16 protein-coding genes are annotated in these 21,052 nt (G+C 73.8%); 9 read left to right on the forward strand and 7 right to left on the reverse strand.

Annotated features, from left to right (window positions below; genetic code table 11):
* Nucleotides 1–13: 13 nt before the first annotated feature.
* Together ACN265_RS06605 and npdG are read left to right on the forward strand one after the other, a co-directional pair.
* The gene (locus tag ACN265_RS06605; protein WP_421406392.1) at nt 14–1,444 is read left to right on the forward strand and encodes an RNB domain-containing ribonuclease; all 1,431 of its coding nucleotides are present in this window, start codon (nt 14–16) and stop codon (nt 1,442–1,444) included.
* A gap of 153 nt (nt 1,445–1,597) precedes the next feature.
* Complete coding sequence (gene npdG, locus ACN265_RS06610; RefSeq protein ID WP_421406394.1) at nt 1,598–2,296, forward strand: NADPH-dependent F420 reductase; 699 nt, start codon at nt 1,598–1,600, stop codon at nt 2,294–2,296.
* A gap of 87 nt (nt 2,297–2,383) precedes the next feature.
* Here npdG and ACN265_RS06615 read toward each other — a convergent pair whose 3' ends face one another.
* The 3 genes from ACN265_RS06615 to ACN265_RS06625 form a co-directional block, all read right to left on the reverse strand.
* Nucleotides 2,384–2,896 carry a hypothetical protein gene (locus tag ACN265_RS06615; protein ID WP_421406395.1) on the reverse strand — a complete coding sequence of 171 codons (513 nt, stop codon included), beginning with the start codon at nt 2,894–2,896 and terminating at the stop codon, nt 2,384–2,386.
* Between the two features lie 114 nt (nt 2,897–3,010).
* Nucleotides 3,011–3,856, reverse strand: a complete 846-nt coding sequence (gene panB, locus ACN265_RS06620) for a 3-methyl-2-oxobutanoate hydroxymethyltransferase (RefSeq protein WP_204926455.1) — start codon at nt 3,854–3,856, stop codon at nt 3,011–3,013.
* Between the two features lie 181 nt (nt 3,857–4,037).
* Nucleotides 4,038–5,798 (reverse strand): NAD+ synthase, encoded by a 1,761-nt coding sequence (locus ACN265_RS06625; RefSeq protein WP_357932405.1) that lies wholly within the window; start codon nt 5,796–5,798, stop codon nt 4,038–4,040.
* Nucleotides 5,799–6,043: 245 nt separating this feature from the next.
* Here ACN265_RS06625 and glnA point away from each other — a divergent pair, with 245 nt between their 5' ends.
* From glnA to ACN265_RS06650, 5 genes are all read left to right on the forward strand, one after another.
* Nucleotides 6,044–7,393 (forward strand): type I glutamate--ammonia ligase, encoded by a 1,350-nt coding sequence (glnA, locus tag ACN265_RS06630; RefSeq protein WP_088644813.1) that lies wholly within the window; start codon nt 6,044–6,046, stop codon nt 7,391–7,393.
* A 171-nt stretch (nt 7,394–7,564) separates the two neighbouring features.
* Nucleotides 7,565–7,990, forward strand: coding sequence for a DUF350 domain-containing protein (locus ACN265_RS06635; protein WP_204926457.1), 426 nt, complete (start codon nt 7,565–7,567; stop codon nt 7,988–7,990).
* A gap of 348 nt (nt 7,991–8,338) precedes the next feature.
* Nucleotides 8,339–11,374: a carbohydrate binding domain-containing protein gene (locus ACN265_RS06640; protein ID WP_421406396.1), complete on the forward strand. Its 3,036-nt coding sequence runs from the start codon at nt 8,339–8,341 to the stop codon at nt 11,372–11,374.
* A gap of 71 nt (nt 11,375–11,445) precedes the next feature.
* Nucleotides 11,446–12,138, forward strand: coding sequence for a helix-turn-helix transcriptional regulator (locus tag ACN265_RS06645; protein WP_420119502.1), 693 nt, complete (start codon nt 11,446–11,448; stop codon nt 12,136–12,138).
* 243 nt (nt 12,139–12,381) lie between these two features.
* Complete coding sequence (locus ACN265_RS06650; RefSeq protein ID WP_420119501.1) at nt 12,382–12,756, forward strand: VOC family protein; 375 nt, start codon at nt 12,382–12,384, stop codon at nt 12,754–12,756.
* A gap of 123 nt (nt 12,757–12,879) precedes the next feature.
* Here the strand turns inward: ACN265_RS06650 and ACN265_RS06655 are convergent, their stop codons facing one another.
* On the reverse strand, nt 12,880–13,356 hold the full coding sequence (locus tag ACN265_RS06655; protein WP_421406397.1) for a hypothetical protein: 477 nt from the start codon (nt 13,354–13,356) through the stop codon (nt 12,880–12,882).
* Nucleotides 13,357–13,604: 248 nt separating this feature from the next.
* Nucleotides 13,605–14,540 carry a S66 peptidase family protein gene (locus ACN265_RS06660; protein ID WP_421406398.1) on the reverse strand — a complete coding sequence of 312 codons (936 nt, stop codon included), beginning with the start codon at nt 14,538–14,540 and terminating at the stop codon, nt 13,605–13,607.
* A 79-nt stretch (nt 14,541–14,619) separates the two neighbouring features.
* On the opposite strand from ACN265_RS06660, the gene ACN265_RS06665 reads away from it, so the two are divergent.
* Together ACN265_RS06665 and ACN265_RS06670 are read left to right on the forward strand one after the other, a co-directional pair.
* On the forward strand, nt 14,620–15,384 hold the full coding sequence (locus ACN265_RS06665; protein WP_204926463.1) for a type 1 glutamine amidotransferase: 765 nt from the start codon (nt 14,620–14,622) through the stop codon (nt 15,382–15,384).
* Nucleotide 15,385: 1 nt separating this feature from the next.
* Complete coding sequence (locus tag ACN265_RS06670) at nt 15,386–18,406, forward strand: bifunctional [glutamine synthetase] adenylyltransferase/[glutamine synthetase]-adenylyl-L-tyrosine phosphorylase (RefSeq protein ID WP_421406399.1); 3,021 nt, start codon at nt 15,386–15,388, stop codon at nt 18,404–18,406.
* A gap of 136 nt (nt 18,407–18,542) precedes the next feature.
* Here the strand turns inward: ACN265_RS06670 and ACN265_RS06675 are convergent, their stop codons facing one another.
* Both ACN265_RS06675 and ACN265_RS06680 read right to left on the reverse strand, forming a co-directional pair.
* Nucleotides 18,543–18,932 carry a peptidase inhibitor family I36 protein gene (locus ACN265_RS06675; protein WP_204926465.1) on the reverse strand — a complete coding sequence of 130 codons (390 nt, stop codon included), beginning with the start codon at nt 18,930–18,932 and terminating at the stop codon, nt 18,543–18,545.
* A gap of 314 nt (nt 18,933–19,246) precedes the next feature.
* Entirely contained in the window at nt 19,247–21,049 is a 1,803-nt protein-coding gene (locus tag ACN265_RS06680; RefSeq protein WP_421406400.1) for a methyltransferase domain-containing protein, read from the reverse strand.
* Nucleotides 21,050–21,052: the final 3 nt, after the last annotated feature.

Here is a 21,052-nt window from a genome sequence, read left to right on the forward strand (position 1 = left end):
CCAGGATTGACCCGTGGTCATCCGACGTGTGCTCGCGCCCCGCATCGACTTCGGCGCGCTGCGCCGTGAGCTGGGACTGCCTGACGGCTTCCCGGCCGCGGCGCAGCGCGAGGCGGACGAGGCGGCCGACGCCCCACCGCCCGCCGTGGCCGACCGTACCGACGTCCCGTTCGTCACGGTCGACCCCGCCACCTCCCGCGACCTGGACCAGGCGATGCACCTCAGCCGTCGACCCGGCGGCTACCGGGTGCGGTACGCCATCGCCGACGTCGCCACCCACGTACGCCCGGGTGGGCCGCTGGAGGAGGAGACCTGGCGGCGTGGGCAGACCGTCTACCTGCCCGACGGCAACGTGCCGCTGCACCCGCACACCCTCAGCGAGGGTGCCGCCAGTCTGCTGCCCGACGTCGACCGGGCGGCCGTGCTGTGGACCATCGACCTCGACGCCGACGGGGCCACCGTCGCCGTCGGACTGGAACGCGCCCTGGTACGCAGCCGCGCCAAGCTGGACTACCCGGGCGTGCAGGTGGCCGCCGACGCCGGCCGGCTGCCCGACCCGATCGCGTTGCTACCCGAGATCGGTGCCCTGCTCACCGCCCGTGGCCTGCGCCGGGGCGCGGTCAACCTGCCCCTGCCCGAGCAGGACGTCGAGCCCGACGGGGACGGGTGGCGGCTGGTGCTGCGCGGTCCCGGCCCGATGGAGGACCACAACGCCCAGATCTCCCTGCTCACCGGGATGGCGGCGGCGGACATCATGCTGGCCGGCCGGATCGGGCTGCTGCGCACCATGCCGGCCCCGAAACCGGAGGCGGTGGCCCGGCTGCGCGCGGCGGCGGCCCCGTTGGGCGTGCACTGGCCCGACGGGGTACGGGTCGGCGAGGTGCTGGCCGGGTTGGACGCCTCCCAGCCCCGGGCCGCCGCCTTCGTCGACCAGGCGGCCGAGCTGATGCGCGGCGCGGCGTACACGGCGTTCGACGGTGAGCTGCCGGAGCAGCCGGAACACGGCGGGGTGGCCGCCGCGTACGCCCATGTCACCGCCCCGCTGCGCCGGTTGGCCGACCGGTACGCCACGGAGGTGTGCCTGGCCCTGCACGAGGGCCGCGAGGTGCCGGACTGGGCCCGGTCGGCGCTGCCCCGGCTGCCGGAGGTGATGGCCTCGACCGACCGGACGGCGGGGGCGGCCACCCGGGGCGCGATCGACCTGGCCGAGGCGGTGCTGCTGGAGCACCGGGTGGGGGAGACGTTCTCGGCGGCGGTGCTGGACACCGACGCGCCCCCGAACGGCCCGGCGAAGCCCGGCCGGGTTCCCGGCGGGACGGTGGCGTTGGACGATCCGCCGGTACGGGCCCGCTGCACCGGTGAGCTGCCGCGGGGTGAGCGGGTCACCGTACGCCTGGTCACCGCCGACCCGGTCGGCCGCAAGGTGCTCTTCGAGCGGGCCTGAACCCGGCCCCGGCGGCCCGGCCCTGCCCGGCGGGTCCGGTCGCGGCCTGGCTCTGCCGGACGGTCCGGTTCCGCCGCCGGGGTGGCGTGGCGGGCGGTCAGCGTCACAGTGCCTTGCGCTGCTGGTGGCGTGGCGGTTTGCGAGGATGACGCCATGGCATACGACGCGAGCACCCTCCCCGACGTGTCCGGGCTGACCGTCGGCATCATCGGCGGCACCGGCGACCAGGGACGGGGGCTGGCCTACCGGTTCGCCCGCGCCGGCCAGCGGGTGCTGATCGGGTCCCGCTCCGCCGACCGGGCGGCCGAGGCGGCGGCCGAGATCGCCGCGCTGCCCCGGCTGCCCGCCGGGGTCGACGTGACCGGCGCGGACAACGACGAGGTGGCCCGCCGCAGCGACGTGGTGGTCGTCGCGGTGCCCTGGGACGGGCACGCGGCCACCGTCAGCGCGCTGGCCGGGCCACTGGCCGGCAAGATCGTCGTGGACTGCGTGAATCCGCTCGGCTTCGACAAGCAGGGCCCGTACGCGCTGCCGGTCGCCGAGGGCAGCGCGGTGCAGCAGGCGGCGGCCCTGCTGCCCGACTCCCGGGTCTGCGCGGCGTTCAACCACGTCAGCGCGCCGCTGCTGGCCGACCCGGAGATCGACCGGATCGACCTCGACGTGTTGATCTGCACCGAGGAACGGGAACTGGTCGACATCGTCGGCGCGTTGGCCGCCCGGATCCCCGGCATGCGCGGCATCTACGCCGGCCGGCTGCGCAACGCCCACCAGATCGAGGCGTTCACCGCCAACCTGATCGCCATCAACAAGCGCTACAAGGCCCACGCCGGCGTCCGGGTCACCGACCTCTGAGACCCAACCGCTTCCTGCCGCGATCTTGAAGGGGAAGTGCTCCCAGGGGGCCGGTGCCCTCCAAGATCGCGGCGGGTGGGGCGGTACTCAGAAGTTGGTGTCGACGCCGGCCTTCTTGCAGGCGGAGTTCGCCATCGCGCTGGTCTTCTGGAACTCGGGGGCGTCGGCGGCGGTGTCCAGGTTCGCCGCCGTCGCCACCCGGCCGGACGCGACCCCGAACGCGGCCAGCGCGGTGACCGCCTCGCTGGCGGGGGCACCGGCGGTGGCCTTCGCCAACTCCTGCGCCATCTCCGTGTAGGCCTTGCGGATCGTCGGCGTGGGGTCGCCACCGGACGTCGCGGCCTTCATCACGTCGGCCTTCGTCGTGTCGGCGATCTTCTTGGCCGCCGTGCAGAGCTTCTTGTCGGCCGCCGGGTCGGCGGCGGCGGTCGGGCCGCCGGTGCTCGGGTCGGTGGTGGCCGGGTCGGTGGTGGCCGACGGGGCGGCAGTGGTGGCCGACGCGCTGGCGGACGTCGACGGCGCGGCAGTGGTCGACGGTTCCGCCTCGCTGCACGCCGCGAGGGCCAGCACGGAGACACAGGTCAGGACGACTGTTGACAAGCGAACATGATCCACGGGCGGAACCCTAGCCGCTCCCGCCGCACCAGGGGACCCCCGGCCTGCGGTGGCTCGTTCCGCGACGGTGGGGCGGGGGCACCGCCCCACCGTCCGTACTCAGAAGGTGTGCTCGGTGGCGGGGAAGTCGCCGCCGCGTACCTCGTCGGCGAACCGGCGGGTCGCCTCGGTCAGCGCCCCGGCCAGGTCGGCGTAGCGCTTGACGAACCGGGGGGCCTTCCCGGTACGCAGCCCGGCCATGTCCTGCCAGACCAGCACCTGGGCGTCGGTGTCGGGGCCGGCGCCGATGCCGACGGTGGGGATCGCCAGTTCGGCGGTGACCCGCTTGGCGACCTCGCCCGGCACCATCTCCAGCACCACCGCGAACGCGCCCGCTTCGGCCACCGCCCGCGCGTCGGCGAGCACCTCGTCGGCGGTGTCGCCGCGCCCCTGCACCCGGTAGCCGCCCAGGGTGTGCTCGCTCTGCGGGGTGAAACCGATGTGTGCCATCACCGGGATGCCCGCCCCGGTGATCGCCGCGATCTGGTCGGCGCAGCGCCGGCCGCCCTCCAGCTTCACCGCGTGGCAGCCGCCCTCCTTCATGAACCGCACCGCCGTCCGCAACGCCTGCGTCGGCCCCTCCTCGTACGAGCCGAACGGCAGGTCGCCGACGACCAGGGTGTGCCGGGTCGCCCGGACCACGGCGCGGACCAGCGGCAGCAACTCGTCGACCGTCACCGGCAGGGTGGTCTCGTAGCCGAACACGTTGTTCGCCGCCGAGTCGCCGACCAGCAGCGCGGGGATCCCCGCCTGGTCGAAGATCCCGGCCGTGTACTGGTCGTACGAGGTGAGCATGGCCCACCGGTCGCCGCGTTCCTTGGCGGCGATCAGGTCGCGGGTGCGGACCCGGCGGGTGGCCGGCCCGCCGTACAGGGCGGTCACCTCGGTCGGGGTGGACTCCACCATGACTGTCTCCTTTCCTCGAGGCCGCTGTCGCGGTCCCCGGGTTCTGCCGCGATCGTCGCACCGCGCGACCGGCCGACGGCAGGGAACAGTGCAGGATTTCACTCCGCCGGGGCGACGCCGACCGACCGGGGCCGGCCGACGCCGGATGCTCAGCCGACCGAAGGCCGGCCGGCCTGGATGCTCAGCCGTCCTCGCGCCAGCGGTTGGTGATCGGCAGCCGACGGTCGCGGCCGAACGCCTTCATCGAGATCTTCGTGCCCGGCGCGGACTGCCGACGCTTGTACTCGGCGGTGTCCACCAGCCGCAGCACCTTGTCGACCACCGCCGGGTCGTGGCCGGACTCGACCAGGCCGGCCCGGCCCAGGTCGCCGTCGACGTAGCCGATCAGGATCGGGTCCAGCACGTCGTAGTCGGGCAGGCTGTCGCTGTCGAGCTGGCCGGGGCTCAGCTCGGCCGACGGGGGCTTGCCGATGGAGTTCTCCGGGATCGGCGGGGTCTCGCCCCGGCGGGCCGCGTCGGCGTTGCGCCACTTCGCCAGCCGCCAGATCAGCGTCTTCCAGACGTCCTTGACCGGGTTGAACCCGCCGACCGAGTCGCCGTAGAGGGTCGAGTAGCCGACCGCCAGCTCGCTCTTGTTGCCGGTGGTGAGGACCAGGTGGCCCTCCTGGTTCGACAGTGCCATCAGGATCACCCCGCGCACCCGGGCCTGGAGGTTCTCCACCGCCACCCCCGACAGTGAGATGTTCGCCAGGAAGGTGTCCACCATCGGCTGGATCGGCTCGACCCGGTAGTCCAGGCCGGTGCGCTTGGCGAGGTCCTCCGCGTCGGCCCGGGAGTGCTCCGAGGAGTGCTGGCTGGGCAGCGAGACGCCGACCACCCGCCGGGGTCCGAGCGCGTCGACGGCCAGCGCGGCCACCACCGCCGAGTCGATGCCGCCGGACAGGCCCAGCACCACCGAGGGGAACCGGTTCTTGTTGACGTAGTCGCGCAGACCCAGCACCAGCGCCTGCCACACCTCGGCCTCGTCGGCCACCGGCGCCAGCGTGCCGCCGTCGGCCGCCGGCCCGGTCGGGGCCGCCGGCACCACCTCGACGGTACGGCGGACCACCCGCATCCCGTCGGCGAGATCCTCGGTGTCGGCGGCGTGCGGGCCCGCCCCGGCCAGGTCCACGTCGTGCACGAGCAGGTGCTCGACGAACTGCGGCGCGCGGGTGAGCAGGTCGCCGTCGGGGGTGACGATCATCGAGTCGCCCTCGAAGACCAGCTCGTCCTGGCCGCCGACCATGTTGACGTACGCGATAGGCGCACCGGCCTCGGCGGCCCGGCGACGCACCAGCGGCAGCCGGACGTCGTCCTTGTTCAGCTCGTACGGCGAGCCGTTGATGTTGACCACCAGACCGACGCCGGCCTGCCGGGCCACCGCGAACGGGCCGCCGGCCTGCCAGAGGTCCTCGCAGATGGTCAGCGCCACGTCCACCCCGCCCACCCGGACCACGGTCAGGGTGTCGCCGGGCACGAAGTAGCGGTCCTCGTCGAAGACGCCGTAGTTGGGCAGGTGGTGCTTGAAGTAGTGGGCCACCACCCCGCCCCGGTGCAGCAGCGCGGCGGCGTTGCGGGCCCCCCGGCCCGGCTGGGCGTCCCCGCTGACCTGCGGCGGCCCGTCGGCGTCCAGGTAGCCGACCACGACCGGCAGGTCGCCGAGGCCGTCGGCGGCCAGGTCGGCGGCGAGCTGCCGCAGCGCGGCCTGCGAGGCGGCGACGAAGGAACGACGGAAGACCAGGTCCTCGACCGGGTAACCGGTGAGCACCATCTCCGGGAAGGCGACCAGCTGGGCGCCGGCGTCGGCGGCCCGCCGGGTCCAGGCGCGGATCAGCTCGGCGTTGCCGGCCGTGTCGCCGACGGTCGGGTTGACCTGGCACAGGGCCAGACGCAGGGTGGGCATGCCCTCATCTTGCCCCAGCCGCAGCCGGTCGACCCGGCGGCTGCGACGAGACGCCGGCCACCCTTTCACCGCGCCCGCCCGGCCCGCCGCTGGTGGCGGGGCCGCCCGTCGATCCGGCCGTCGGGACACCGCAGGACGAGCGGCGGCAGGTCGCGTAACGTCTGCTTAACCAGGCCGGTGAAGACTGGGCGGTCAGGACGGACCGGCCGACCGGTGCCGGACGTACGTGGCGAGGGGTTGGGGAAGTGGACCGTCAGCAGGAGTTCGTCCTCCGTACGCTGGAAGAGCGGGACATCCGGTTCGTCCGGCTGTGGTTCACCGATGTGCTGGGCACGCTCAAGAGCGTCTCAGTGGCCCCGGCGGAGCTGGAGGCGGCCTTCGAGGAGGGCATCGGGTTCGACGGCTCGGCCATCGAGGGCTTCGCCCGGGTCTTCGAGTCCGACATGGTCGCCATGCCGGATCCGACGACCTTCCAGGTGTTCCCGTTCGAGGGCGGGGTCAGCGGCGAGAGCGCCCGGATGTTCTGCGACATCCTGCTGCCCGACGGCGGCCCGTCCTGGGCCGACCCGCGGCACGTGCTGCGCCGGATGCTGTCCAAGGCGGCCGAGAAGGGCTTCACCTTCTACACCCACCCGGAGATCGAGTTCTTCCTGCTGGAGAACGGCCCGCAGGACGGCTCGGTGCCCACCGCCGTGGACACCGGCGGCTACTTCGAGCACACCACGCACGCCGTGGCGCGGGACTTCCGCCGCCAGGCCGTGCTGGCGCTGGAGCGGATCGGCATCTCGGTGGAGTTCAGCCACCACGAGGTCGCCCCCGGCCAGCAGGAGATCGACCTGCGGTACGCCGACGCGCTGACCACCGCCGACAACATCATGACCTTCCGGCACGTGGTCAAGGAGGTGGCGCTCTCCACCGGCGTGCAGGCCAGCTTCATGCCGAAGCCGTTCACCGACCAGCCGGGCAGCGGCATGCACACCCACCTGTCGCTGTTCGAGGGGGAGCGCAACGCGTTCCACGACTCCGGCGACCCGATGAAACTGTCGAAGGTGGCGAAGTCGTTCATCGCCGGCCTGCTGATGCACGCCCGGGAGTACACCGCCGTCACCAACCAGTGGGTCAACTCGTACAAGCGGCTGTTCCCGCAGGCGTTGCCGGACCGGATCACCGAGAGCCCGGCGTACGTCTGCTGGGGGCACCTGAACCGGTCCGCGCTGGTCCGGGTGCCGGCGTACGGCAAGCCGAACTCGGCCCGGGTGGAGGTCCGGTCGCTGGACTCGGCGACCAACCCGTACCTGGCGTTCGCCGTCATGCTCGGCGCCGGCCTCAAGGGCATCGAGGAGGGCTACGAGCTGCCGCCGGGCGCGGAAGACGACGTGTGGTCGCTGAGCAGCGCCGAACGGCGGGCGATGGGCTACGAGGCGCTGCCGGAGAACCTGTCCGAGGCGATCGACGTGATGGCCGGCTCCGAACTGGTCGCCGAGGTGCTCGGCGAGCACGTCTTCGACTTCTTCCTGCGTAACAAGCGGGCCGAGTGGGAGCAGTACCGCCGCGAGGTCACCCCGTACGAGCGGCAGCGTTACCTGTCGCTGTAGCGCGTACCGCCGCCGGCCCGGGTCGTCCGCACCCGGGCCGGCGGCGGGCCCGGTCGCACCGACGGCCCGCGTATCCGCCGCTGCGGGGGTGTCGGGGGTTGCGTGGTGCCGCTATCGTCTCGATCACCGTGCCGGCACCTCCGCCGGGCGCAGGAGGTCGGGAGGCCGTCGGTGCTGGAAGATCTGCTCACCGGAGCATGGCAGAGCGTCGTGTTCGGTGTCGTCGGGGTGGCGCTGATGGCGGCCGGCTTCGTGCTGGTCGACGTGCTCACCCCCGGCAAGCTGCGCGAGCTGATCTGGGTGCAGCGCAACGCCAACGCCGGGCTGCTGCTGGCCGCCAACCAGCTCGGTGTCGCCGGCATCGTCTTCACCGCCATCGTCACCAGCTACGACGACTTCGCCAAGGGGCTCGCCTCGACGGTGGTCTTCGGCCTGATCGGGCTGGCCGTCATGGCGCTCGCCTTCGGTGTGCTGGACATGCTCACCCCGGGCAAGCTCGGCGAGGTCATCTGCTCCGACCAGCCGCACCCGGCGGCCCGGGTCAGCGCCGCCACCCACTTCGGCGCGGCCCTGATCGTCTGCGCCTGCATCGCCTGACCCCCGCCGCCCGCGCGGCCCGTACCACCTGAGCCAGGCCCGTGGTCTGAGCTGTCCCTGCGGGGACGGTCCAGACCACGGGCCTGGCGTCGTCTGCGCCCGGTCCCGCCGGCCCACCGGATGCCCGGTGACGTGCCCCGCCTCCACCGGCCGACGGGACGGGAAGAAATTTCCGTTGGTGAAAGCTACTGCGGGCGGGTCGCGAAATGTCCTCCACACTTCACCGGGATGAACCTCTGGTTTCGGCGTATCGAAGCTGCTAACTTCCTGGCACCGCGTTCGCAACTTCTTGCAACGCCTTCAGTAGCTTGCACCCGTCGGTCGGGTGCGGGTGTCAGGAGAGCCATCATGAGGCGGACCACTACCACCACCCACCGCCGACGGGCCGGCGCACTCGCGCTCGTCGTCGGCGTGGCCGCGAGCCTGTTGCCGCTCACCGCGGCGGCAGCGGCCAACACCGTCACCGTCTACTACCAACCCCCGGCGGCCTGGGGCACGTCGGTCAACATCCACTACGGCGTCGACGGCGGCAGCTGGACCGCCGTGCCCGGCGTCGCCATGGAGGCCGCCTGCGCCGGCTGGCGACGCCGGACCATCGACCTGGGCGCCGCCACCGGCCTCCAGGTGGTCTTCAACAACAACGCCGGCACCTGGGACAACAACAACGGCGGCAACTACCGGCTCGGCACCGGCGCGGTCACCGTCGCCGGGGGCCGGACCGGCGTCGGCGACCCGTGCACCACCACCCCGACGCCCACCCCGACCGCGACCGCCACCCCGACCCCGACCGCCGCCCCGGGCGGTGCCACCGCCGAGGTCTGGTACCACCTCGCCAGCCGGGGATGGCCCGGCGCGAACCTGCACTACCGGCCGACCGGCGGCAGCTGGACCGTCGCGCCGGGGGTGGCGATGCAGGCCGCCTGCGCCGGCTGGGCGCGCCGCACCGTCGACCTCGGCACCGCCACCGGACTCACCGCCGCGTTCAACAACAACGCCGGCACCTGGGACAACAACAACGGGGCCGACTACACCCTGCGCGCCGGGCGCAGCACCGTACGCGGCGGGGTGGTCACCCCGGACGCCGCCGACCCGTGCCTGCCCGCCACCCCGGACACCACACCCCCGTCCACCCCCGCCGGGCTCGCCGCCGCCGCCGACGGGTTGTCCGTCACGCTGTCCTGGACGGCTGCCACCGACGACCGGGCGGTCACCGGGTACGAACTGACCCGTACCGGCGGCACCGGTGGGACCACCACCGTCACCACCACGGCGACCCGGTACGTGGCGTACGACCTCGCCGCGGGCACCGCGTACAGCTGGACGGTGCGGGCCCTCGACGCGGCCGGCAACCGGTCGGCGGCGAGTGCGCCCGCCAGCGCGACCACCGGGACCACCCCGCCGGTGGGTGGTTCGCCGCTCGGCGGCGACCCGCGCGAGGACAGCATCTACTTCGTGATGACCGCCCGCTTCGCCGACGGTGACGTCACCAACAACCGGGGCGGCAGCCAGCACGTCAGGTCCGGCAACGCGGCGAACGACGACCCGATGTTCCGGGGGGACTTCAAGGGCCTGGTCGACAAGCTGGACTACATCAAGGGGCTGGGCTTCTCGGCCATCTGGGTCACCCCGGTGGTGCTCAACCGCTCCGACTACGACTTTCACGGCTACCACGGTTGGGACTTCTACCGGGTGGACCCCCGGTTGGAGAGCCCCGGGGCCAGCTACCAGCAGCTGATCAACGCGGCCCACGCCAAGGGCATGAAGATCTTCCAGGATGTGGTCTACAACCACAGCTCCCGCTGGGGCGCGAAGGGGCTCTTCGTCCCCACCGTCTACGGCGTCCGCGACGAGCAGTGGAAGTGGTACTACGACCAACCGCAGGCCGGCCGCGAGTACGACCCGATGGTCGAGCACGACGGCAACGACCCGACCCTGACCGCCGCGCAGAACGCCAAGGCCAAGGGCCGCCCCTACAACGGCGACCTCTGGTCGGGCACCGCCCCCACCGCCAACCGCTGCCTCAACTGGGGCACCCCCAACGGCGCGTACAGCCAGGAGGGCTACACCGTCTACCACTGCCAGTGGCCGGTGCCGACCGGCAGGCTCTTCCCCGCCGACCTCTACCACCAGTGCTGGATCGGCAACTGGGAGGGCGAGGACGCCCGGAGCTGCTGGCTGCACGAGGACCTGGCCGACTTCAACACCGAGAACGCCACCGTCCAGCAGTACCTGATCGACGCGTACAACAGGTACATCGACATGGGGGTGGACGGCTTCCGGATCGACACCGCCGTGCACATCCCCCGGGTCACCTGGAACCGGCGCTTCCTGCCGGCGATCCAGCAGCACGCCGTCGCCCGGCACGGCGCGAAGGGCCGGGACTTCTACGTCTTCGGTGAGGTGGCCGCGTTCGTCAACGACAAGTGGAACCGGGGTTCGGTCAACCACTCCGCGCAGTTCTTCACCTGGAAGGAGCGCAGGGAGTACAGCCCGGACGACGTGAAGGCCGCCATCGAGCAGTACGACTACGAGCAGCTGATCGGCACCGGCGGGCAGCCGACCAGCGACAACGCGTTCCTGCGGGGCAACACCTACCACGCGCCGGACCACTCGAAGTTCTCCGGCATGAACGTGATCGACATGCGGATGCACATGAACTTCGGCGACGCCGGCAACGCCTTCGGCAACGGCCGGGACTCCGACGACAGCTACAACGACGCCACCTACAACGTCGTCTACGTCGACAGCCACGACTACGGGCCGAACAAGTCGAACACCCGCTACGCCGGGGGCACCGACGCCTGGGCCGAGAACATGAGCCTGATGTGGACCTTCCGCGGCATCCCGACGCTCTACTACGGCTCCGAGATCGAGTTCCAGAAGGGTGCGAAGATCGACTGCGGGCCGACCTGCCCGTTGGCGACCACCGGTCGGGCGTACTACGGCGACCACCTCGCCGGCAGCGTCACCGCCACCGACTTCGGGGTGGTCAGCAGCGCCAGTGGGGCGGTGGCGACCACGCTCAGCGCGCCGCTGGTCAAGCACGTACAGCGGCTCAACCGCATCCGGCGGGCCATCCCGGCCCTCCAGAAGGGCCAGTACTCGACCGAGGGGGTCAGCGGCAACCAGATGGCCTACAAGCGCCGGTTCACCGAGGGCGGGGTGGACAGCTTCGCCCTGGTCACCGTCTCGGGCACGGCCACCTTCGCCGGGGTGCCGAACGGGACGTACCGGGACGCGGTGACCGGGGACGTCCGGACCGTCACGAACGGCACCCTCACCGCTGCGGTCAGCGGCCGGAGCAACCTGCGGGTGTACGTGCTGGACCTGCCCGGCAACCCGGCCCCCGGCAGGATCGGCACCGATGGTCCCTACCTGAGGTGACCACCTGCCCCCGTCCGCCCCGCCGGGGTGGACGGGGGCGGTGCGTCGTACCCCCGTCGTAGCGTGCGGGGGTGAACCGCACGGATCGTCTCTATGCCCTGGTGGAGGAGCTGCGGGCGGTGTCGCCCCGGCCGCGCAGCGCCCGCTGGCTGGCCGACCGGTTCGAGGTGAGCACCCGCACCGTCGAACGCGACATCGCCGCCCTCCAGGGCTCCGGCGTGCCGATCTGGGCCGAGCCCGGCCGCACCGGCGGCTACGTGGTCGACCGGTCGCACACCCTGCCGCCGGTCAACCTGACCGCCACCGAGGCGGTGGCGATGGCGGTGGCCCTGCACCGGCTCGCCGGCACCCCGTTCGCCGTGGCCGGCGGCACGGCGCTACGCAAACTGCTCGCGGTGCTGCCGGCCGCCGACGCCGCCGACGCGCGCCTGCTCGCCGGCCGGGTGCTGCTGGTCGGCACCGGGCCGACCACGTCCGTCCCGGCCGTCGTCGCCGACGCGGTCGCCGCCCGCCGGGTGCTGCGCCTGCGGTACGCCGACCGCTGCGGCGTGGCCTCCTCGCGCGAGGTCGAGCCGCTGGGCTACCTCGGCAACGACCGGCACTGGTACCTGCTCGCCTGGTGCCGGCTGCGCGCCGGGCTGCGCTGCTTCCGTACCGACCGGATCGTCGGGGTCGAGGCGTTGCCGGAGCGGGTGACCCGGGAGTTCTCCCCGGCCGACCTGGACGTCCCGGCCGAGCGGGTACGCCGGCTGACCCTGGTCTGACCCGGCATGCCGGCCGCCCGGGTCGGCCGGCGCGTGGGCTTCCCAGGCCGGCCGCGTTGGCTGCCCAGGCCGGTCGGTGCGGGGCTGTCCGGCCGGATCGGTGGGGGGCTGCCCGGACGGATCGGTGCGACGTGGCCGGGTGGACCGGGCGGTAAACACCGACAGGACGGTGTCGCGGACACCCGGGAGGCTGGCTGCCGAGCCCGCCGGCCGCCCGGTCGGCGGGGGAACAGGAGGCAACGCGTGACCAGCACACCCGTCACCTGGTTCGAGATCGGCACCGACCGGCCGGACGAGGCGCAGAGCTTCTACGCGGAGTTGTTCGGCTGGACCTTCACCGAGGAGGGCACGGCCGAGGGCGGTTCCTACCGGACGACCACGGCGGGGGAGTCGACCGGCATCGGCGGCGGCATCCGGGCTCTCGCCGAGGGCGCACCCGGCTACGCGATCCTCTACGCCGAGGTGGCCGACGTGGCGCAGACCTGCGGGCGGGCCGAGGCGGCGGGCGGCACGGTGCTGACCCCGCCCCGGACCACGCCGAGCGGCCTGACCCTCGCCCTGGTGCGCGACCCGGTGGGCACCCACCTCGGTCTCTTCTCCTCGGGCGGCGGTGCCTGACACCAGGGGGCCGACGTTGCGGTGTCCCAGTGCGTCGGACACCGCAACGTCGGCCCTGGTGTGTCGATCATCGGCCCTGCTGTGTCGACCGTCGGCCCGCCGGGGCGGGCGGGCCGCAGCGGGTCACCTGCCGGGCGTACCCTCCGGGCCGCCGTGGTGGCCGCGACCGGCCGGGCCCGGGAAGACCCCGGCCTCGACGGCCTTGGTGATCGCGTCGGCCTGCTCCTGGGTGAGCTTGCCGTCCTTGACCGCCTGGGCCAGCCGCTCCGCCAGCTTCTCCTGCCGGTCCTCGGCCGACGGACGCTCCGGCCGGTCACCCTTGGCGCGGTCCTTGTGCTGCTCGCGCACCTTCTCCAGGGCGGCGGTCACCTTGTCGGTGTCCACCCCCAGCTCCTTGGCGAGCGCCTCGGTGAACTCGTTCTGCCGGTCGGCGCGCTGCTGCTGCCGGTCGGTGCCCGGGTCGGCCTCGCTGCTGACGCCGGCGGTCGGGGTGGCCGACTCCTCGGCGAAGGCCACCGTCGGAGCGGCGATCCCCACCCCGAGCACGCCGGCGGCGGCGAGGCCGACCAGCAGTTGCTTCTTCGACATCGTGCGGGACATCGGTCCTCCATGGGTCGGTGGTGCTGTTGACGTCACCGACAGTGACCACCGAACCTGGAAAACCCCCGTCCCGACCCTGTCCGCCAGCTGAAAGTTCCACCCTCCACCCCCGGTGATCAAGAGGTTTCGGTCAGGAAGGCGCTTTCCTCTGACGCAAACCTCTTGATCACCGAGGCGGGGCGGGGCACGGCGAGGCGAGGCACGGCGAGGCAGGGCGCGGCCGGGCCGGATCAGGCGGGTGGGGCGGGTTACCGGACGGCGGGGGCGACGGTGAGGGTGCCGGCGGTGGCGTCGAGGGTGGCGCTGGTGCCCACGGGGACGGAGAGCTGGCCGGGGCCGTGGCCGATCGGCAGGCCGCCGAGGACCGGCACGCCGAGGTCGCCCAGCCGGTCGGTCAGCACGTCCACGACGGTGGTGTCCCAACCGTCCGCGCAGTCGGTAAACTGGCCCACCGCCACCCCGGCCAGGCCGTCGAGCACCCCGGCGCGGCGCAGGTGGGTGAGCATCCGGTCGACCTTGTACGGCGGCTCCTGCACCTCCTCGACCAGCAGCACCGCCCCGGTCAGGTCCGGCATGTCCGGGGTGCCGAGGGTGGCGGTGATCAGGCAGAGGTTCCCGCCGAGCAGCCGACCCACCGCCCGGCCGGGGACCCGGACCGGATACGTCTCCTCCCCGGGCACCGCCTCGACGGTGACCGGCGCGGTGGTCATCAGCGCGGTGTGCAGCGACTCCGCCGAGCGCAGCGGGGTCCGCTCGTCCACCCAGGCCGCTCCGGGGCCGTGCACCCCGGCCAGCCGGGCACCCCGCCAGAGCGCGAACTGCAGGGCGGTGATGTCGGAGAACCCGGCCACCACCTTCGGGTCCCGCCGCACGGCGGCCATGTCGATCAGGTCCACCACCCGCTGCGCGCCGTACCCGCCCCGGGTGCAGATCACCCCGCGCACCCGAGGGTCGGCGAAGGCGGCGTTCAGGTCCGCGGCGCGTAGCGCGTCGTCACCGGCGAGGTAACCCCGCCTGGCGTACGCGTTCGGCGCCACCTGCGGGCGCAGCCCCCAGCCGGTCAGCAGCTCGATGCCCCGGGCCACCCGCTCCGGCCTGGTCGGCCCGGACGGCGAGACCAGCAGCACCGTGTCCCCCTCCCGCAGCACGGGTGGGCGCAGGACGGACGGGTCGTCGGCGGTCACAGCGGCCGAGCATAGCCGCCCCGCCGGGCGGACCGAGGCGTTCCCGGCGGCGGTCGACGCACCCGCTAGCCTCGACGGCGTGGGAACCGCACTGGTGATCGAGAACGACCCGACCGACGACCCCCGACGGCTGGGGGAGTGGCTGGTGGAGGGGGGCCTTGAGCTGCGGGTGCTGCGTCCGCACGCCGGCGACGAGCTTCCCGACGACCTCGACGGGTACGTGGCGCTGGTGGTGCTCGGCGGTGACCAGCACGCCTACCCGGCCCCCGACGGCACCCCCGGCGCACCCTGGTTCCCGAAGCTCGAAGGGTTGCTGCGCAAGGCCGTGCGGCACCGGGTGCCGACCCTCGGCGTCTGCCTCGGCGCGCAACTGCTCGCCACCGCGCACGCCGGCCTGGTCGAGCGCAGCCCGTCCGGCCCCGAGGTGGGCCCGGGGGTGGTCGGCCGGCGCGACGCCGCCGAGAGCGACCTGCTGTTCCGGTACGTGCCGCTGATCCCGGACGTGCTCCAGTGGCACACCGACGAGATCACCGAGCTGCCCCGGGCCGCCACCCTGCTGGCCGCCTCGACCCGCTACCCGCACCAGGCGTTCCGGCTCGGCGACCGGGCCTGGGGCCTGCAGTTCCACATCGAGTGCGACACCGCCATGATCGCCGAATGGGCGCACGGCTCCGAACTGCTCGCCGAGCTGGGCTACGACGAGGACCTGGTGGTGGCCGCCTGCGACCGGGTGATGGCCGACGTCGAGGAGGTGTGGCAGCCGTTCGCCGTCCGGTTCGCCGCCCTCGCCCTCGGCGAGTTGGACGACGACACCCGCCGCAGCCTGCCCCTGCTCGGGCACTGAGATGAGCAGACCGACCAGGGGACGGCTGGCCCGCTACGGGTTCGCCGAGGGTGACGGTGGGGTCCGCGCCGCCGATCTGCTCGGCGCGGACGGGCTCGGGCTGTGGCAGGCCGACGAGCAGGAACCCACCGACAGGTCGGCGGCCGACCTGCTGGCCGCGCTCTCCCGGGCCGCCGACCCGGATCTGGCGCTGCGCCAGCTGCACCGGATGGTGGAGACCGAACGCCGCACCGCCGACGACGCGACCGGGTCGGAGCTGCTGGCCGCGCTCGCCGCCGACCCGGGGCTGCGCCGCCGGCTGGTCGCCGTGCTCGGCGCGTCCGCCGCCCTGGGCGACCACCTGGTCGCCAACCCCGGTCAGTGGACGGTGCTCGGCACCGCCCCGGACGGGCTGGCCCCCACCGCCGACGGGCGGCTCGACCTGGCGCTCGCCGGGCGGCTGACGGCCGCCACCGCGCCGGTGGCGGTGCTGCGGCAGGCGTACCGGCTGGCGCTGCTGCGGATCGCGGCGGCCGACCTGACCGGCGGACGCGGCCTGGAGCAGGTGATGTCCGCGCTGTCCGCGCTGGCCGACGCCACCCTCGCGGCGGCGTACGAGATCGCGGTGGGTGAGCTGCCGGCGGGCACGGCCCGGCCCCGGCTCGCCGTGGTGGCGATGGGCAAGTGCGGCGGCGACGAGCTGAACTACGTCTCCGACGTCGACGTGATCTTCGTGGCCGCCACCGACGAGGACCTGCCCGCCGCGACCACCGTCGCCGCCCGGCTGATCCACGTCTGCGGGCTGGTCGCCTGGCCGGTGGACGCCGCGCTGCGCCCCGAGGGCAACCGGGGGCCGCTGGTGCGCACCCTCGCCAGCCACCTCGCCTACTACCAGCGGTGGGCCCGCACCTGGGAGTTCCAGGCGCTGCTCAAGGCCCGCCCGGCCGCCGGTGACCTGGCGTTGGCCGGCGAGTGGATCGACGCGCTCGCCCCGCTGGTCTGGCGGGCGTCCGAGCGTCCCGAGGCGGTCTCCGACGTACGCGCCATGCGCCGCCGGATCATCGACAACGTCCCGCCGAAGGAGTTGGAGCGCGAGATCAAGCGGGGTCCGGGCGGGCTGCGGGACATCGAGTTCGCCGTCCAACTGCTGCAACTGGTGCACGGCCGGGGTGACGAGTCGCTGCGGGTGCCGGGCACCGTGCCGGCGCTGCGCGCGCTGGTGACCGGCGGCTACGTCGGGCGGGCCGACGGTGAGGCGCTGCTGCGCGGATACCGCTTCCTGCGCGGTGTCGAACACCGGCTCCAGCTCCAGGCGCTGCGGCGGACCCACACCGTGCCGACCGAGCCGGCCGCGCTGCGCTGGCTGGCCGCCGCGCTCGGCTACGCCGCCATCCCCGGCCGCAGCGCCGTGGAGAGCTTCCGCGCCGACTGGGTCGCCCACGCCACCGAGGTACGCCGGCTGCACGCCAAGCTGCTCTACCGGCCGCTGCTGGAGTCGGTGGCCCGGGTGCCCGCCGACGGGCTGCGGCTCACCCCGGAGGCGGCCCGGCACCGGCTGGAGGTGCTCGGCTTCGCCGACCCGGCCGGGGCGCTGCGGCACCTCCAGGCCCTCACCGGCGGGGTGAGCCGGACGGCGGCGATCCAGCGCACCCTGCTGCCGGTGCTGCTCAGCGAGTTCGCCGACGCGCCCGAACCGGACCGGGGGCTGCTCAACTACCGCCAGGTCTCCGACAAGCTCGGCAGCACCCCGTGGTATCTGCGGCTGCTGCGCGACTCCGGCCCGGTGGCCCGCCGGCTGGCCCGGGTGCTGTCCTCCTCCCGGTACGCGGCCGACCTGCTGGCCCGGGAACCGGAGGCGCTGCGGCTGCTGGCCGAGGAGAACGAGCTGACCCCCCGGCCCCGGGAGGTGCTCTGCGACGGGTTCGCCGCCGCTGCGGCCCGGCACGCCGACCCGGTCGAGGCGACCCGGGCGGTACGCGCGCTGCGCCGCCGGGAACTCGTCCGGATCGCCTGCGCCGACGTGCTCAGCCGGGCCGACGGGTTGGCCCCGCGACCCGAGCGCGGCGCGCCGGCCGGCCCGCTGGCCGACGTCACCCGGGTCGGCACCGGCCTGTCGTACGTCACCGACGCCACCCTGTCCGCCGCGCTGCGCGCCGTCCGGGCCGCCCAGCCGGAGCTGCCCGGCCTGCGGTTCGCGGTGATCGGTCTGGGCCGCCTCGGCGGGTACGAGTCGAACTACCTCTCCGACGCCGACGTGCTCTTCGTCTACGACCCGCCGGCCGGGACGGCGGAGAGCGCGGCCAGCGCCGCCGCGCACGCGATCGCCGAGGAGCTGCGCCGGCTGCTCGGTGCGCCCGCCCCCGACCCGGCGCTCGGCGTCGACGCCGACCTGCGCCCCGAGGGACGGCAGGGGCCGCTGGTGCGTAGCCTCGCCGCGTACGCCCAGTACTACGCCCGCTGGTCGCGGGTGTGGGAGGCGCAGGCGCTGCTGCGGGCCCGGTTCGTCTGCGGCGACGCCGACCTGGGCACCGAGTTCGAGACGATGATCGACCCGGTCCGCTACCCGGCCGACGGGTTGACCCGGGAACAGGTGGTCGAGATCCGGCGGATCAAGGCCCGGGTGGAGAACGAACGGCTGCCCCGGGGCGCCGACCCGGCCACCCACACCAAGCTCGGCCGGGGTGGCCTCGCCGACGTCGAGTGGGCGGTGCAGCTGCTCCAGCTCCGGTACGCCGGGGCGTACCCGCAACTGCGCGGCACGCGTACCCTCGACGCGCTCGCGGCGGCCCGGGACGCCAAGCTGGTCGACCCGGCGGACGCCGTCGCGATGACCGCCGGGTGGACCCTCGCCGCGCAGGTCCGCAACGCGTTGATGCTGGTCCGGGGACGCGCCGGTGACCAGCTTCCCCGGCACGGGGTGGAGTTGGCCGGCGTGGTGCGGCTGCTCGGCGCGGACGACCCGGGGGAGTTCCTCGACGACTACCTGCGCACCGCCCGGAGGTCCCGGGCCGCGATGCAACGCGTCCTCGACGCCGGGGTCTGAGCCCCGGCGTCGAGGACGGCTGAGGGTACGCCGAATTGACGCGTCATCCGACGGTGACGGCTCGGTGAATGGTTGTGGGACGCATTTTCCGCGCTATTTTCAAGCTACGGAGAAAGGCGTTCCGATTGGCTCGGGGTCAGCACCAGATCTGCGCGTAGCTGATCGAGTCGTTCCACTGTAGACCCCAGAACGTCCCGAGGTTGGAGATCTCGGTGCGCGGGCCGACGGTGATGGGGCTGTCGGAACGGTCGCCGTTGCGGTAGAGCTTGTAGGCGCAGTTGCCCCGGTTGCGGACCGAGGTGACCGCGTTGTCGGCGTTGGTGTTGACCAGGCTGGCGCTGCCGTTGAGCACGTCCAGGATGTTGAGGAAGCCGGCGTCCTTGTAGAGGCAGAGCGCGCCGGTGGAGGGGCAGCTCAGGGCCAGTGCGTCCGTCGCGGAGGGCGCCGCGGCCTGGGCCGGGGCGCCGGCGAGGACGGTGGTGCCGACGAGGGCGAGGCCCGCGAGTGCGGTCCCGATGTGTCGCATGGTTCCTCCCGTGAAGTGGTGGCGGGGGGCATGGCGCGACGCGGCACGTGGCCGGTCAGCGAGCGACCTCCGACCGAGACGTCGACTGTCAATGCTGAGAATTGCGGGTACCCGCATGTGCGGCGGCAGGGCGTGCCTGCGCCGTCGTTCAACAGTTCTCCCAGAGGCCCCCGTGGCCTGTTGTCGGTCCTTAACCTACGTGAAGGGAAATGGGGCGTCAATACTTCTCGATTTCTTTGATGGTCGTCCGGTGATTCCTTCAAGCATGCGGATCTCCGGTCGACCGGTCCATGGTGGACGGAAATCGGGGCGACCTACCGGCGGCGTGCCAACACCAGATGGTCGATCAGGGTGCCGGTCTGGCCGTCAGGGCCGGTCGCCTGCCGCTGCGGGGCGTCCAGCCGTTCGACGTCCCAGCCGTCCGGGTCGAGGTCGAGGTCGGCCAGGGTCTCCTGCGGGGTGGGGAACCGGGTGTGGTGGTGCGCGGCGTTGCCCCACGGCGGCACCGCCCCGTGCTCGACCACCAGCAGTCGGCCGCCCGGTGCGACCGCCCGCGCCGCCGCCCGCAGCACCTCGGCCCGGGGGAACTCCAACGGCGACTGGAGGAACTGCGCGGAGACCAGGTCGAACTCCCCGGCCGGGAAGGTCCGGGCCAGGTCGTGCCGCTGGAAGTCGACAAGGGCCGCCACTCCGGCGGCGGTCACGGCGGCGGCCGACCGCTGCAGGGCGGCGGTGGAGACGTCGACGGCCGTCACCCGCCAGCCCTGCCGGGCCAGCCACACCGCGTCACCGCCCTCGCCGCATCCCAGGTCCAGCGCGGTGCCCGGCGGCAGCGTCCCGGCCACGTCCACCAGGTGCGGATTGGGCCGCCCGCTCCAGTACCGCTCCCGACCCCGGTACAGCTCGTCCCAGTGTCGGGCGGTCGCCTCGTCCACCGCCCCGGCCTGCCCGCCGTCCGTCCCGGCCTGCTCGACCACGGCCCCGGCCTGGTCGTGCCCTGCTCCGGCCTGGTCGTGCCCGGCCCCGGCCTGGTCGTCCACCGACCCGGTCCGCTCGGGCGCGGGCCCGGTCTGCCCCCGTGCGGCCGTGCGTCGCGCGGCGACGGCCCGGTCGGTTTCCTCGGCGATCAGGTCGGCGTTGAGGGCGGCGGCGGCCTTCAGCCCCGCCGCCGCGGCGGCGATGACGGTGGCCTGCGGATCCGTGACGTTGCCGGCCACCCAGACCCCGGGCACCCCGGTCGCACCGGAGGCGTCGGCGGCGACCCGGTCACCGAAGGCGTGCCCGCCGACGATGAAATCCTCCGGGGTCAACCCGAGCCCGGCGAGGAAGGCGGCCCGTGCGGCGAACCGGGGCGCGACCACCAGTGCCTCCCGGGGGACCACCCGCCCGGACCGCAGCCGTACGCCGGTGAGTCGGTCGGCGGTGACCTCCAGCTCCGCCACCTCGCCGTCGACGACGGCGACCCCCCGGGCGGCCAGCCGCTCCGCGTCGTCGGCCGGCAACGGCCCGGCGGTGTGGGTGAAGACCACCAGGTCATCGGTGAGCTGCCGGAACAGCAGCGCCTGGTGGGCGGCCATCGGGCCGGTGGCGAGCACCCCGACGGCCTGGTCGCGCACTTCCCACCCGTGGCAGTACGGGCAGTGCAGCACGTCGCGGCCCCACCGCCCGGCCAGCCCCGGCACGTCGGGCAGCTCGTCGACCAGGCCGGTGGTGACCAGCATCCGCCGGGCGTGCAGCACCTGACCGTCGGCCAGCGTCACCGCGAACCGCGCCGGTCCGACGCTGCCGGCCGGGCGGGGGTTCTCTCCCGCGCCTCCGGCCGGGTTCGCACCGGTGGTCCCGGGTAGGCCGTCGAGCGGGTGGGCGGCGGTGACGGTGGCGTCGAGCAGGGTCACGCCGTACCGGGCCACCTCGGCCCGGCCCGTCGCGTACAGGGTGGCGGGTGGGACACCCTCGTTGGTCAGGAAGTTGTGCACGTGGTCGGCCGGGGCGTTGCGCGGGGCGCCGCCGTCGACCACCACCACGTCGCGGCGGAACCGGCCCAGGGCGAGCGCACCGCTGAGCCCGGCCGCGCCGCCGCCCACCACGACCACGTCGTGCACCATCGGGTACGTCATGAC

This window comes from Micromonospora sp. WMMD730 (genome assembly GCF_049178955.1).
In the GTDB taxonomy this organism is placed as follows: domain Bacteria; phylum Actinomycetota; class Actinomycetes; order Mycobacteriales; family Micromonosporaceae; genus Micromonospora; species Micromonospora wenchangensis.

What these genes read in the sequence shown, in the direction of transcription:
- ACN265_RS06625 (WP_357932405.1), bottom strand. Translation starts at nt 5,798, where the DNA reads ATGCCCACCCTGCGTCTGGCCCTGTGCCAGGTCAACCCGACCGTCGGC.
- ACN265_RS06680 (WP_421406400.1), bottom strand. Translation starts at nt 21,049, where the DNA reads ATGACGTACCCGATGGTGCACGACGTGGTCGTGGTGGGCGGCGGCGCG.
- npdG (WP_421406394.1), top strand. Translation starts at nt 1,598, where the DNA reads ATGGCATACGACGCGAGCACCCTCCCCGACGTGTCCGGGCTGACCGTC.
- ACN265_RS06640 (WP_421406396.1), top strand. Translation starts at nt 8,339, where the DNA reads ATGAGGCGGACCACTACCACCACCCACCGCCGACGGGCCGGCGCACTC.
- panB (WP_204926455.1), bottom strand. Translation starts at nt 3,856, where the DNA reads ATGGTGGAGTCCACCCCGACCGAGGTGACCGCCCTGTACGGCGGGCCG.
- ACN265_RS06670 (WP_421406399.1), top strand. Translation starts at nt 15,386, where the DNA reads ATGAGCAGACCGACCAGGGGACGGCTGGCCCGCTACGGGTTCGCCGAG.
- ACN265_RS06675 (WP_204926465.1), bottom strand. Translation starts at nt 18,932, where the DNA reads ATGCGACACATCGGGACCGCACTCGCGGGCCTCGCCCTCGTCGGCACC.
- ACN265_RS06655 (WP_421406397.1), bottom strand. Translation starts at nt 13,356, where the DNA reads ATGTCCCGCACGATGTCGAAGAAGCAACTGCTGGTCGGCCTCGCCGCC.